Origin of the sequence: Embleya sp. AB8 (assembly GCF_049739465.1) — a bacterium.
Lineage (GTDB): Bacteria > Actinomycetota > Actinomycetes > Streptomycetales > Streptomycetaceae > Embleya.
Genome location: NZ_JBMHHY010000028.1, coordinates 59,752 through 72,409 on the forward strand (window position 1 = coordinate 59,752; position 12,658 = coordinate 72,409).

The 12,658-nt window shown below is 72.1% G+C and carries 12 protein-coding genes; 6 read left to right on the forward strand and 6 right to left on the reverse strand.

The features are described from left to right. Positions 1-42 precede the first annotated feature (42 nt). Entirely contained in the window at positions 43-1,764 is a 1,722-nt protein-coding gene (locus ABIA38_RS34575; RefSeq protein WP_424642886.1) for a class I adenylate-forming enzyme family protein, read from the forward strand. A gap of 30 nt (positions 1,765-1,794) precedes the next feature. On the opposite strand, the gene ABIA38_RS34580 is transcribed toward ABIA38_RS34575, so the two are convergent. Then, positions 1,795-3,471, reverse strand: coding sequence for a protein kinase domain-containing protein (locus ABIA38_RS34580; protein ID WP_424642887.1), 1,677 nt, complete (start codon positions 3,469-3,471; stop codon positions 1,795-1,797). 176 nt (positions 3,472-3,647) lie between these two features. On the opposite strand from ABIA38_RS34580, the gene ABIA38_RS34585 reads away from it, so the two are divergent. After that, positions 3,648-4,811: a nucleoside 2-deoxyribosyltransferase domain-containing protein gene (locus tag ABIA38_RS34585; RefSeq protein WP_424642888.1), complete on the forward strand. Its 1,164-nt coding sequence runs from the start codon at positions 3,648-3,650 to the stop codon at positions 4,809-4,811. On the opposite strand, the gene ABIA38_RS34590 is transcribed toward ABIA38_RS34585, so the two are convergent. After that, positions 4,802-5,008, reverse strand: coding sequence for a hypothetical protein (locus tag ABIA38_RS34590; RefSeq protein ID WP_424642889.1), 207 nt, complete (start codon positions 5,006-5,008; stop codon positions 4,802-4,804). The two genes, ABIA38_RS34585 and ABIA38_RS34590, sit on opposite strands and share 10 nt — an antisense overlap. A 132-nt stretch (positions 5,009-5,140) precedes the next feature. Between ABIA38_RS34590 and ABIA38_RS34595 the strand changes: the two genes are divergently transcribed. Beyond that, positions 5,141-5,392 carry a hypothetical protein gene (locus ABIA38_RS34595; protein ID WP_424642890.1) on the forward strand — a complete coding sequence of 84 codons (252 nt, stop codon included), beginning with the start codon at positions 5,141-5,143 and terminating at the stop codon, positions 5,390-5,392. Positions 5,393-5,452: 60 nt separating this feature from the next. On the opposite strand, the gene ABIA38_RS34600 is transcribed toward ABIA38_RS34595, so the two are convergent. Beyond that, on the reverse strand, positions 5,453-6,001 hold the full coding sequence (locus ABIA38_RS34600; RefSeq protein WP_424642891.1) for a hypothetical protein: 549 nt from the start codon (positions 5,999-6,001) through the stop codon (positions 5,453-5,455). 253 nt (positions 6,002-6,254) lie between these two features. Here ABIA38_RS34600 and ABIA38_RS34605 point away from each other — a divergent pair, with 253 nt between their 5' ends. Further along, entirely contained in the window at positions 6,255-6,734 is a 480-nt protein-coding gene (locus ABIA38_RS34605; RefSeq protein ID WP_424642892.1) for a hypothetical protein, read from the forward strand. A 118-nt stretch (positions 6,735-6,852) separates the two neighbouring features. Here ABIA38_RS34605 and hemC read toward each other — a convergent pair whose 3' ends face one another. Further along, the gene (gene hemC / locus ABIA38_RS34610; protein WP_424642893.1) at positions 6,853-7,752 is read right to left on the reverse strand and encodes a hydroxymethylbilane synthase; all 900 of its coding nucleotides are present in this window, start codon (positions 7,750-7,752) and stop codon (positions 6,853-6,855) included. Between the two features lie 173 nt (positions 7,753-7,925). Here hemC and ABIA38_RS34615 point away from each other — a divergent pair, with 173 nt between their 5' ends. Then, entirely contained in the window at positions 7,926-8,129 is a 204-nt protein-coding gene (locus ABIA38_RS34615; protein ID WP_424642894.1) for a hypothetical protein, read from the forward strand. Between the two features lie 33 nt (positions 8,130-8,162). Here the strand turns inward: ABIA38_RS34615 and ABIA38_RS34620 are convergent, their stop codons facing one another. Both ABIA38_RS34620 and ABIA38_RS34625 read right to left on the reverse strand, forming a co-directional pair. Further along, positions 8,163-8,753, reverse strand: a complete 591-nt coding sequence (locus ABIA38_RS34620) for a TlpA family protein disulfide reductase (protein ID WP_424642895.1) — start codon at positions 8,751-8,753, stop codon at positions 8,163-8,165. A 561-nt stretch (positions 8,754-9,314) separates the two neighbouring features. Beyond that, complete coding sequence (locus tag ABIA38_RS34625) at positions 9,315-11,789, reverse strand: glycoside hydrolase family 3 protein (protein ID WP_424642896.1); 2,475 nt, start codon at positions 11,787-11,789, stop codon at positions 9,315-9,317. A gap of 187 nt (positions 11,790-11,976) precedes the next feature. On the opposite strand from ABIA38_RS34625, the gene ABIA38_RS34630 reads away from it, so the two are divergent. After that, positions 11,977-12,657 (forward strand): TetR/AcrR family transcriptional regulator, encoded by a 681-nt coding sequence (locus ABIA38_RS34630; RefSeq protein ID WP_424642897.1) that lies wholly within the window; start codon positions 11,977-11,979, stop codon positions 12,655-12,657. The last annotated feature ends 1 nt before the right edge of the window (position 12,658 follow it).

Below are 12,658 nucleotides of genomic sequence, written 5' to 3' on the forward strand. Positions count from 1 at the left end.
CGGTACCAGTCGCGCGCAGTGTGCAGGAGGTGGACCCACCGGATGCTGGATCGGACACAGGCCCTGGCCGAACTCACCGGACCCGAATCGGCCTACGCGATCGAGGAGGTCGTCCACGACGGCATCCCCTGGCGGGTCCTGAGCCGGGCCCCACGCACGCTGCGCGCGGTCTTCGAGGATCTGGTCGACTACGGCGGCCGGGACGCGTTGGTCTACGAGGACGAGCGGATCGACTATGCCGAGCAACATCGCCTGGTCGCCCACCTGGCCCGACATCTGGCCGCCGAGTGCGGCGTCCGGCGCGGCGACCGGGTGGCCATCGCGATGCGCAACCTGCTCGAATGGCCGCTCGCGTTCTGGGCGATCCAGGTGCTCGGCGCGATCGCCGTACCGCTCAATGCGTGGTGGACCGCGGACGAACTGCGCTACGCGATCGAGGACTCCGGCACCGAGGTGTTGATCTGCGACGGCGAGCGGGCCGAGCGGCTCCGGGATCGGCCGGGCCCGGACGGGGGGCGCACCGTCCTGGTGGTCCGGCCCGAGGGGCGGCCGGCTCCGGGGGAGAGCGATCTGTCCGCGTTGTTGCGCGGGTTCACCGGGGACTGCGCGCTGCCGGCGGAGGGCCCCGAGCCGTTCGACGACGCGACGATCATGTACACCTCCGGTACCACCGGGCGGCCCAAGGGCGCGGTCGGCACGCACCACAACCACACCACCAACCTGCATACGATGCAGCTGCTCCAGGCGGTCGGGATGGCCCGACTGGGCATGCCCACCGCCGAGTTGGCCAAGGGGCCCGCCGCGCTCGACGTGCTGAGTGCCGGCCTGCCCGCGCCCAGCAGCCTGCAGGTCTACCCGTTCTTCCACATCGCCGGGTTGTCCAGTCTCTACGTCGGCGCGGCGCGTGGTGCCAAGTTGTGCCTGATGCACCACTGGGACACCGCCAGGGCGCTGGAGTTGATCGAGAGCGAGCGGATCTCCACCGCCAATATGGTGCCCACCCTGCTGCGTCGCCTGGTCGAATCGCCGCTGCGGGCCGGCCACGACCTGTCCAGCCTGACCAGTCTGGGGGCGGGCGGCTCGCCGGTGCCGCCGGATCTGGTCGGCCGGGTGGGCGAGATGTCGGGCAACACCATCGTGCCGCTGAACGCGTACGGGATGACCGAGACGACCTGCGTGGTGGTGGTGAACTCGGGCGACGACTACTACGAACACCCGGACAGCGTCGGCCTTCCGGTACCCACGGTCGAGCTGCGGGTGGCCGATCCGCTGACCGGCGAGGAACTGCCGACCGGGCGTACCGGGGAGATCCGGGTGCGCGGTCCACAGGTGGTGCGCGGCTATTGGCACCGGCCCGGGGAGAGCAAGGAGGCATTTCCCGACGGTTGGTTCCGTACCGGGGACCTCGGCTATCTGGACGCCGAGGGGCGGTTGTACGTGGTGGACCGGCTCAAGGACGTGATCATCCGGGGCGGGGAGAACGTCTACTCGGCCGAGGTCGAGGCGGTCCTGTTCGAGCATCCGGCGATCGCGGACGTCGCGGTGGTCGGGGTGCCGCACCACGACCTGGGGGAGGAGGTGGCGGCCGTGGTCCGGCTGCATACCGCAGGCGCGGCGACCGCGGCCGAACTGCGCGGGCACGTGGCCCGTCGACTGGCCGCGTTCAAGGTGCCGACCCTGGTCCGCTTCACCGAACGGGCGCTGCCGCGCAACGCGGTGGGCAAGGTGCTCAAACGCGAACTCCGGGACATGCTGGCGCTGTAGCCGCGGCCGGAAGACGGCCGGTCCGGAGGGTCAGGCCTGGTTCCGGGACGGGTCGCCGTCCAGGCGGTGTTCCCAGTAGGTGAGTTCGTCCCAGACCTCGATCACCAGCTCGTGGTCGGAGCCGAGCACCCGGATCACGTCCGGGACCAGGGTGCGCAGGTGATGGACCGCGCTGACGAAGTTGCCCGCCTCGCCGTCCCGGCGGGCCCGTTCCCGGCGGATCCGCAACGTCTCCAGATGATCCGTGCCCATCACCCGGACCTGGTCCGGCAGCAGGTTCTTCAGCAGCCGGGCCGCCTCGGCCGGTCGACCCGCCGCCGCGGTCCAGCGGGCCAGCGCCCGCCGGGCGCGCAGCGTGTCCGGGTCCAGCGCGCCGCGCAGCCGGCCGCTGTCCGAGATCACGTTGCGCAGCAGGCCGGCCGCGGTGAGCGGATCGCCGTCCTCGCCGAGCCGGGCGGCCAGTTGCTCGCGCAGGCGCAACGTATCCGGGTGGTCGTAGCCGAACGTTTGCATCTGCCGGCGCAGTTCCGACCGCATCAACTGGAGCGAATCGGGCACCCGGACCGGTGCGGCCGGCTCCGGCGCGGGCGGAACCAGTCGTACCGGCTGATCCTGGGTCGGCTGCGGATCGATGGACGCGGCCGGCTCCGCGGCCGGTACCCCCCACGGCTGGGGCGCGAGGTTGCGCGGCGGCGTGACGGAGAGCTCCAACAGCCGATCACGGACCTCGGCCGCGCTCGCCGGGCGGTTCTCCGGCCGCTTGCTGAGCAGCGCCAGGACGAGGGCGGCGAGGTCCTCGGGTACCTCGAGCCGGGTGTTGCGCACCGACTCGGGCGGCTTCTCCAGATGGGCGTGCATCATCGAATGTGGATGATTGAGGCCGAACGGTGGTGCGCCGGTGAGCAGTTCGTGCAATACGCAGCCCACGCTGTACAGGTCGGCGCGGCCGTCGATACCGCCGCCGAGGATCTGCTCGGGCGACATGTACGCCGGGGTCCCGATCATGCTGCCGGGCAGCGTGATGCCCGCGCGCGAGGACTCCTTCTGCATGTAGCGCGCTATGCCGAAGTCGAGCACCTTGACCACCCCGCGCGAGGTGACCATCACGTTCGCGGGTTTGATGTCGCGGTGCAGCACATTGCCGGAGTGCGCGACGTCCAGGCCGTCGCACAGCTGGATCGCCCAGCCCACCACGTGGCCGATCGGCAACCACGCGCCGTCCGAGATCAGTTGGGCCATCGAGCGCCCGGTGATCAGCTCCATCGCGAGGTACATCACCTTGCCGTCGGTGCGCCGGATGTCGGCCGGGCCCGGGCCGAGGGCGGAGGTCACCTGCGCGTCGTGCATCGTCTCGGCGTCGTGGGTGAGCACGCGGGTGCGCGGGTCGCTCCGGCGCGGCGGCTCGGGCCGCTCCCGCTCCGGCGCATCCGGCGCGTCCGGCGCGTCCGGGTCGTCCCGGAGCTCGAGGACCTCCTTGTGACCCCGGTCGTGCACCACGATGATGTTGGGCGAGGCCAGGCCGCCGACGATCACCGCCTCGCGGCCGAAGCGGTCCACGCTGTTCGAGGTGCCGAAGGACTCCTTGAGTACCTTGACCGCGACGAACCGCTGCATCTTTCGGTCCCAGGCCCGCCACACGGTCGCGTTGCCTCCCGAGCCCAGCCTCTTGTCCAGCCGATATCGGCTGCCAAGCCACAACTGAGCCACCGCAAACGCCTCCCCGTACGCGCCCTCTTGGATGTGATTCTTTCGTAGCTGCGTGCGTGCGGGGAACGGTATGCGACATCACCACCCGGATACGGAGCGGGTCCGGTCCACCGACAACCGGATTCAACCGGATCCAACCGGATCGCCGCTCGGAGCCGGGCACTACGGTCGGCGGCATGACCGAGATCGTTGTCGTGCACTCGCCCGAGGAACCGCCGTCGAGCTGGGCCGCGAGCGTCTTCCTGGCCGGTCCCACCCCGCGCGCCGCGCATGTGGCGTCCTGGCGACCGGGCGCGCTGGAGCTGATCCGCGCGCGCTGGAACGGCCCGGGTCGGCTGGTGGTGTTCGTACCGGAACCCGCCGACGGGCGCTCCTGGCCCGAGCATCGGGTGCAGCGCGAGTGGGAGTGGCGCAACCTGGACCGCAGCGACGCGGTGTTGTTCTGGATCCCGCGCGACCTCGCGGAGCTGCCGGGGCTGACCACCAACGACGAGTGGGGGTGGCTCAAGGACTCCGGCCGCGCGGTGCTCGGCACCCCGCCGGACGCGCCGCAGGTGACCTATCAGCGGGCCTATGCGCGCGGCCACGACGTTCCGGTACGGGACGGTCTGCCCGCGACGGTGGACGCGGCCCTTGCCACGCTGGGTGAAGGGGCGCGCCGGGCGGCGGGCGAGCGGGACATTCCGCTGAACGTGTGGCGCACCGAGGCCTTCGCGCACTGGTACACGGCGCAGCGGGCGGCGGGCAACACGCTGCTCGGCGGCCGGATCGGGTGGGTGTGGCGGCACGGGGCGCGTACGTGGTTGTGGGCGGCGCACGTGCGGGTGGCGATCGGCGCGGAGGGCGGCCGGGTCAAGGACAACGAGGTCGTGCTCGGCCGCCCGGACGTGGCGGCGGTGGTGCTGTATCGGCGGGCCGAGCCGATCGAGGCGTCGACCGTGGTGCTGGTCCGCGAGTTCCGCTCGGCGGCCCGTACCGAGGACGGCTTCGTACGCGAACTCCCGGGCGGGAGTGGGCACACGGCGGCGGACGGGTGTACCGAGGTGGTGCAGGAGACCGGCCTGGTGCTCGCGCCGCGGCGATTGCGCGGGCACGGCTCGCGGCAGCTCGCCGGGACGCTGACGGCGCATCACGCGCACGTGTGGTCGGCCGAGTTGACCGAGGCCGAACTGGCCCTGCTACGCAGCGTCCCCGGTCCACACGGGGTGGCCGGGGACGGGGAACGCACGCACGTCGAGATCACGACGTATGGCGAACTGCTGCGTCACGCGGGCGTCGACTGGTCGACGCTGGGGATGGTGGCGGCGGTGTTGGCCGGCGCCGCCGAGGCTCAGCGGTAGTTGCCGAGCCCGGTGCAGGGGGCGTGCCGCTCGACCAGGCAGACCGTGTCGTCGATGGTCATCAGCCGGCCGCCGACGATCTCCGGCTTGACGAACGCCGGGGTCTGCACGCTGACGAGCGAGCGCGGGCTGAGCGCCGCGACGTACGGCTCGCCACAACGGGTGCACATGGCGGGGGCGGTGAGGGTCTTCAGCATGGTCGTACCTCCGTGACTGGTGACGTTAACCTTCCGTTCACCCTTGGTTCGGACCCCAGTTTCCTTGTTGGACGCGTAGATGTCAACTGTGTTGGCCTACGGAGGTGGCCGTCCATATGGCATCCTGACAGCGTGGACAGCGTGGATCACCAGGATGTGGACCGGGAACACCCCGACGCCGCCGAAGAGGGCCTGATCAGGGCCGCGAAGGCGTACCGAAGGACCGAGAAGGCGCACGAAGAGGCGCGTCAAGAACTCAAACGGGCGGCGGTGCGGGCGATCGGCGCCGGGGTCAAGCAGTCCGAGGTGGTCAAGGTGACCGGGTGGACACGTGAGTACCTGCGCCGGTTGAAGAAGGACAAGAAGGGCCGTGACGACGACTGAGGCCGGGTTCCCGTGCGGAGCCCGGCCTCGGCCGTGTGTCGTGGTCGTGCCCGGTGTGGATCAGGCGGTGTCGAGGTCGTCCAGGTTCTCGAACCCGGGCAGGTCGGCCAGCTCCGGCACGTCCTGGAGCGGGCACAACACGTGCCGCTCGACGATGTACGTGGTGCCCGCGGCGTTGAACACGTGGCCGGACACCGGCGCGTCGATCCGGGACAGGTAACGCCGCTGGGTGGGGATCAGCTGGGCGATGTACGGCTCGTCGCAGCGCGTGCAGGTGGCCGGGGTCGCGGTCGGCGCGGCGGCGGCGTAGCGGTCGAGCGCCACCACGAGCCGGTCGGCCAGGTGCGCGGCGGTGCGCTGGGTGTCGGCGACCCGGCCCGGGTCGCCCGCCTCGCGGGACTCGGCGCAGGCGCGCATCGCGTCGCCGATCCGGCGCAGCGCGACCTTGTGGAACGGCGGTGCCATGCCCGACAGCGCGTCCGCGCGGTCGGCGATCGAACCGGCGGAGCCGGCGAACGCGGGGTGCCGCTGGGCGCCGTCGGTGCCGAGGGCCGCGACATCGGCGGCGAGGCCGCGCAGCGCGGCCACGAGCTCGGGGGTCAAAGTCATGGTGGGCCGTTCCTTCCTGCCGTCCGATGGGAGGCAACTTGTCCATAGTGTGCAGATTCGGCGGATAAACGCCATGGAGTGTGATGATCGGCACGTTGATGACCGGTTTGTTGGCGTTTGTCGAACGGTAACGTCGGCCGGTGCTTGTCACGAGGTAGCGACGAAACCGTTACGCAATGACCGAAAGGATCCCCTTGTGACCGGCCGAGCGGGGGGAGGAGAGTCTCGATCAACATCGTTCTAGGGGGAATGCATGCGCACCATCAAGGTCGGCCTGGTCGCGGCGCTGCTCACGTGCAGCGTGGCGGCCTGTGGCAGTAGCGGGGACAGCGGGTTCGGGGGATTCGGGGCGAAGAAGACGGACACCGCGAGCGACACGAGCGTGCCCACGGGGAAGAGCAGCGCGAGTTCGCGGCCCAGCGACAGCCCGACGCCGCCCACCAGTGACCGGCCCACCACGTCGCGTCCGCGCACCACGGCGCCGAGTGTCCCGACCTCGTCCGCCGGTGGCAGCGGTGGCGGCAGTGACTGGAGCTCGTTCTACTCGACGAACTTCCTCAACGGCTGCCTCAGCACGTCGAACAACAACACCAAGTACTGCAACTGCACGCTGAGCGAACTCAAGGGCAAGTACACCCAGGCCCAGATGAACGCGTTCGACCAGGAGTACGCCCGGACCAACAAGCTGCCGGACGAGTTGCAGTCCACCGTGCAGAAGTGCCTGAACGCCTGACCGGTGCACTCGGGTGGGTCACCCGTCGGGTCGCGCGGGGGCGTGGGCGCCGGGGGTGAGCGAACCCGGCCTGCCGCCGACCCGGGTCGGCGGCAGGCCGGAGTCGGGCCGGAGTCGGTCAGTAAGGGATCGCGTCGAGCAGCGCCCGGGCGCCGCGGTCGAGGAGTTCGCCGGCCACGGCGACGCCGAGCTTGTCCGGGTCGGGACCGTGGTCGGCGGCCTCCAGCGCGCTCGAACCGTCCGCGGCGTAGACGGCGGCGCGCAACCTCAGGCCGGTGTCGGTCTCGACGCAGTGGGCCGCGATCGGACTGTGACAGTGCCCGCGCAGCTCGCGCAGCAGCGCCCGCTCGGCACCGACGCAGGCCCGCGTGGGCGCGTCGTCCAGCGCGCGGGCGGCGGCCAGGGTCGCCGGGTCGTCGGTCCGGCACTGCAGGGCGAGCGCGCCGGCGCCGACCGCCGGGAGCATCTCGGTGGTGGTCAGGACCCGGGTGATCCGCCGCGCCTCGCCGATCCGGTCCAGGCCCGCGACGGCCAGGATCAGCGCGTCGAACTCGCCCGCGTCCAGCTTGGCCAGCCGGGAGTTCGCCGAGCCGCGCACCGGCAGTGGGGTCAAGTGCGGGTGGTCGCGCCGCAGTTGCGCCGCGCGGCGGACCGAACTGGTGCCCACCCGGGCGCCCGGCGGCAACTCGGCCAAATTCGCCCCCACCACACAGTCGTGCACGTCGTCGCGGGGCAGGTAGGCGGCGACGGTGAGCCCGTCGGGCGGCGGGACGTCGCCGGGCATGTCCTTGAGGCAGTGCACGACCAGGTCCACCTCGTCGTCCAGTTGCGCGCGGTCGAGTTCCTTGACGAAGGCGCCCTTGCCGCCGAGTTCGGCCAGGCTGCCGCCCCAGCGGTCGCCGCTGGTGGACAGCGGGACGATGGTGGGCGGGTACGGGTGTGCGGGCAGCAGGGAGGCGACGAGGCGAGCCTGCGCGAGGGCCATGGGGGAGGACCGGGTACCGATGCGAAGCTGCATGCGCGAAACGCTAAGCCCGCGGCGCGCGTGGTACCGCATCGGCTTTCGTTCGGCGCAACGGTCGTGTCCTCGGGCGGGGTTCGCGCGTTGGACGAACGGCGCCCCAGCCGGCGGGCGAGACCGTCGGACTTCGAGTCACTCCGAGTCACTTCGAGACTAAGGAACCGTTCCCCATGCAGCGCATCGTTCGCGGCCTTCTGGTCAGCACGGCCGTCATCGCGGCCCCCGTCGTCGGCGCGACCGTGGCGGTCGCCGCGCCGGCCGGTCCCGAGACACACACGGTCCGCGCCGACCCGATCGACACGGCGGGCGGCATCTGCGGCAACGGCCTCGTCGCGCTCGGCGCCCTCAACCCGGCCTTCGCCCAACGCTGCTGACGCTGCCGGCTGGGCCGAACGGGGTCGACGGGCTCAGCCGCCCTTCGGCTGCTCGGCCAGCAACGGGGTCAGGATGCCGCGTAGTTGCTCCTCGCCGATCTTGCCGATCACCGAGGCGGCGATCGCGCCGGAGCGGTCGATCACGACCGTGTTCGGCAGGGCGGCGGCGTTGACGTAGCGGGTGAGCTTGAGGATCTGTCGGTTCTCCGGGTCCCACAGGCTCGGGTAGCCGATGCCGAACGTGTTCTCGAAGTCCCGTGCGTTCTCCCGGGTCGACTCGCTCGTGTTCAGGCCGACGATCTCCACCCCGGCCGGGCGCAGGTCGGCGTAGACCCGCTGCAGTGCCGGTGCTTCGCCGCGACACGGCGCGCACCACGAGGCCCACATGTTCACCACCACGACCCGACCGCGCAACGACGCGACGTCGAGCCGGTCACCGGCGAGCGTCTCACCGGACAGACTCGGCGCGGGTTTGCGCTGCTCGACCGGGATCCGCCGGACGCCGTCGGCGGAGATCACCGCCGCGTCCTTTTGGCCCGGCGTACCGAACCCGGAACAACCGCCCGACAGCAACATCGCGGCCATCGCCACCGCGGCCCACCGCCACCCCCGGGAATCTCGCATGCCACGATCGTCCCACCGGCCCCATCCGTCACGAGCACAGGGGCGGGCCGCTCGGGCGCGGGGCCGCCGGGGATGTCCGGGCCGGTTGCGGGGCGGGTGCGGGGCCGCCGGGGATGTCCGGGCCGGTTGCCGGTTGGGCGCGGGGCCGGCGGGGGTGTCTGGGCCGGTTGCGGGGTGGGTGTGGGTTGGTTGGGTGGGGGTGTTGGGGATGCTCCGGCCACGTGCCGCTTGGGTGCGGGGGCGTCGGGGGCGCTCGGGCCGGTTGCCGGTTGGGTGCGGGTTGCTTGGGACGCCTTTGGCGTTGGGGGCGTGAGTTGTCCGTATCCGCCCACGGTGCCTGGGTGGATGTGGACGGCCGTATCGGTGGGGTGGTGAACTCCCGGTCAATGCGGCCGTGTTCGGGGGCGGTGGGCCGCCGCTGCGCCCGGGGTGCGCCGGGCCGCGAGGTGGCAGCCTCGCGGCCCGGTCCCGGTTCGTTCCGGTGCGCGGCGGACCTTGGTTCCCGGCCGACGGCACGAGAGCGTTCGGCCGGGTGGACGGCCGACGTGCGGCCCGGTGGCCCTACAGCACGAGGTCCGCGCTCAGCGGGAGGTCGCCGAGGGAGCGACCGATGCGCAGGGTGTACGTGCCCGGCGTGGTGGTCCAGCCGGCGGCCTCGGTGTTCCAGCGGGACAGGGTGTGGGCGTCGATCGGCACCGTGACGGTGGTCCGCGCACCGGGCTCGGCGTCGAGTGCGGTGAAGCCGACCAGGCGGATCGGCTCGGGCCGGCCCATGAGCGTGCCGTCGGGGGTTTCCAGGTACACCTGGACCACCTCGCGGCCCGGGCGCGCGCCGGTGTTGGTGACCGTGACGTCCACCGTCACCCCGTCCGCGTCGCCCTTGACGGTGACCTCGTCGTAGGACCAGGTCGTGTAACCCAGGCCGTGGCCGAACGGGTAGGCCGGAGCGGCGGTGCCCAGGGCCCACGCGCGGTAGCCGATGTGGCCGGCCTGGACCCCGTAGTCGTGTCCGCCGGCCACCCGCGCGGTGGAGTAGATCGGCACGTCGGCCGCCGCGGCCGGGTAGGTCGTCGGCAGCCGCCCGCCCGGCTCGACCACCCCGGTCAGCACGTCGCCGAGCGCCGCGCCACCCTCCTGCCCCGGCAGCCACGCCCACACCACCGCGGCCACCTCGTCCCGCCACGGCATCAGCACCGGGGAGCCGGCGTTGACCACCACGACGGTCCTCGGGTTGGCCGCCGCGACCCGGCGGACCAACTCGTCCGAGCGTCCCGGCAGCGCCAGGTCGGCGCGGTCGAAGCCCTCCGACTCGATGTCGTCGGTGGTGCCGACCACCACCACGGCCACATCCGCGGCCCGCGCCGCCTCGACCGCCGCGGCCAACTCGGCCTCCGCCGACCGGCGCGGATCGGCCCAGCCGAGCCCGAGCGCGGCCATGAAGAACTGCCCGCCCTGGCTGAAGTCCACCCGGATCGGCACCGGCGTGCCCGCCGTCGCCTCGACCTCGATCCGGGTGGCCTCGGGCCGCATGATCGCCTCGATCACGTCCGTGCCCTCGGGCAGGGTCATGTCGATCGTGCGCGTCGCCCCGTCGAGGTCCACCTCGAACCGGCCCGCGCCGCGCACGTCCAGGATGTTCGTCCCGGACACCGTCGGGGTGACCGTCGTCCGCAGCCGGATCACCGTCGCCCCGGCCGGGATGTTGTCCGGCCAGAACATCAGGCTGGAGCCGAGCCGGTGCTCGGAGGAGAGTACGGCGCCCTCGGCGTCCAGGAACTCGGCGCGCAGCCCCGGCTCGCCGCTCACCGGGTCGACGGCCGTGTCCAAGGACAGGTCGGCCAGCGCGCGGTGGGTGAACGCCCCCTCGGTCAGCGTCAGTTCCACGCCGTCGCCGAACGCGGCGCGCAGCCCCTCGGGGATCGAGACCACGTGCGCGGGGTTCACATGCGCACTGCCGCCACCCTGCGCGGACAGGCGCAGCGCGTTCGGGCCGATCAGCGCGACCCGGGAGAGCGCGGCCGGGTCCAGCGGCAACGTGCCGTCGTTGCCGAGCAGCACCATCGCCTGCGCCGCGATCGCACGCAGCGTGACCACGGCGTCCGCCGGCGTCGTGGTCGCGGCCGGTCGCCGGTCGCCGAGCACGCCGACCCGCGCGGCCAGCCGCAACACCCGGGTGACCCGCTCGTCGATCAGCGACTCGGCGACCCGCCCGTCCCGCACCGCGGCGAGCAGCGGCGCGCCCCACACCTCACTGGGCCCGGGCATCGCGACGTCGGTGCCACCGGCCGCCGCGGCCTCCGTGGAGCGGACCGCCAGCCAGTCCGAGATCACCACGCCGTCGAAGCCCCACTCGTCCTTGAGGACGTCGTTCACCAGGCGTGAGTTCTCGGTCATCGTCGTGCCGTTGACCTGGTTGTAGGCGCTCATCACCAGCCAGACCCGACCGGTGCGCACGGCCTCCTCGAAGGGCACCAGGTAGACCTCGCGCAGCGCCCGCTCGTCGATCCGCGAGTCGTAGGACATCCGATCGTCCTCGGTCTCGTTGCCCACGAAGTGCTTGATCGTGGCGCCGACGCCGGCCGACTGGACACCCTCGATGAACGCCGTGGCGATTCTCGCGGTGAGCAGCGGGTCCTCGGAGTAGCACTCGAAGTGCCGGCCGCCGAGCGGGCTGCGGTGCAGGTTCACCGTCGGGGCGAGCAGGACGTGGATGTCCTTGTCCCGGGTCTGCGCGCCCATCACGAAGCCCGCCCGCCGGGTGACCTCCGGGTCCCACGCGGCGGCCAGCGCGGTGGGGCTGGGGAACAGCAGCGAGGTGTCCCGCTCGTCCCAGGTGACGCCGCGGACGCCGACCGGCCCGTCCGAGACGCGCAGCTTGCGCAGGCCGATGCTCGGAATCTCGGGGAGCGACCAGAAGTCCTCGCCGACGATCAGCGAGAGCTTCTCCTCGAGGGTCAGCCGCGCCACCAGGTCGCGCAGCTCGTCGTCCGTGGCCTCGTTGCCGGTGGGGCCGGTGGGGGTGGGGTGCGCTGCCATCGTCTGCCTTCCGCTCGCGTGCCTGGTCGACCCCGAGTCCTGTCGACCCGAGTCCGGGCGACCGGTTCGGGTCGGCCGAGGGGTCCGTTCGTACGGTAACCGCAAAAACCTATGGCGCGGTAGCTTTGTTATCTCGACGTGACACACGCCCCATCGGACCCGCCCCGGGACACGGCAGGATGACCCCATGGACGCGCAACAACCGGACGACCGCCCCGACACCCCGCCGACCCCGACGCCGGCCCCGACCCGGACCACCCGGTCCCGGTCGCGCGGTCGCGGCTACGCGTCGGGCGACGCCCGGCGCACCCGGATCCTGAACATCGCCCTCCAGGAGTTCGCCGAGAACGGCTACCGGGGCACCTCGCTGGCCCGGATCGCCGAGCGCGCCGAACTCACCCAGGCCGGCCTGCTGCATCACTTCCGCAGCAAGCAGGAACTGCTCGTCGCGGTGCTCGACCTGCGCGACCGGATGGACATGGTGCACCTGGACCTGGCCGAACTCCCGCGCGGCGGCACGGCGTCGCTGACCAAGCTCGCCGAACTGGCCGAGCACAACCGCGCCATCCCCGGCCTGGTGCAACTGTTCACGGTGCTCACCGGCGAGGCGGTGACCACCGACCACCCCGCGCACGGCTGGGCCCAGGCGCGCTACGCGCTGCTCCGCTCCGGCATCACCGCAGCCCTGACGGCCGGCCGCGCGTCCGGCGAACTGCGCGCCGACGTGGACCCGCACGCGGTCGCCGCGCAGGTCTTCGCGATGATGGACGGACTACAGCTGCAATGGCTGCTCGACCCGGAACACGTGGACATGGCCGCGCTGTTCCGCGACTACCTGGACCACCTGCTGCGCCGCATCCGGGCCTGAG

Coding starts and splice junctions, on each gene's coding strand:
- ABIA38_RS34600 (WP_424642891.1), bottom strand. CDS start 6,001: ATGACTTTGACCCCCGAGCTCGTGGCCGCGCTGCGCGGCCTCGCCGCC.
- ABIA38_RS34625 (WP_424642896.1), bottom strand. CDS start 11,789: ATGGCAGCGCACCCCACCCCCACCGGCCCCACCGGCAACGAGGCCACG.
- ABIA38_RS34605 (WP_424642892.1), top strand. CDS start 6,255: ATGCGCACCATCAAGGTCGGCCTGGTCGCGGCGCTGCTCACGTGCAGC.
- ABIA38_RS34585 (WP_424642888.1), top strand. CDS start 3,648: ATGACCGAGATCGTTGTCGTGCACTCGCCCGAGGAACCGCCGTCGAGC.
- ABIA38_RS34615 (WP_424642894.1), top strand. CDS start 7,926: ATGCAGCGCATCGTTCGCGGCCTTCTGGTCAGCACGGCCGTCATCGCG.
- ABIA38_RS34590 (WP_424642889.1), bottom strand. CDS start 5,008: ATGCTGAAGACCCTCACCGCCCCCGCCATGTGCACCCGTTGTGGCGAG.
- ABIA38_RS34630 (WP_424642897.1), top strand. CDS start 11,977: ATGGACGCGCAACAACCGGACGACCGCCCCGACACCCCGCCGACCCCG.
- ABIA38_RS34575 (WP_424642886.1), top strand. CDS start 43: ATGCTGGATCGGACACAGGCCCTGGCCGAACTCACCGGACCCGAATCG.
- ABIA38_RS34620 (WP_424642895.1), bottom strand. CDS start 8,753: ATGCGAGATTCCCGGGGGTGGCGGTGGGCCGCGGTGGCGATGGCCGCG.
- hemC (WP_424642893.1), bottom strand. CDS start 7,752: ATGCAGCTTCGCATCGGTACCCGGTCCTCCCCCATGGCCCTCGCGCAG.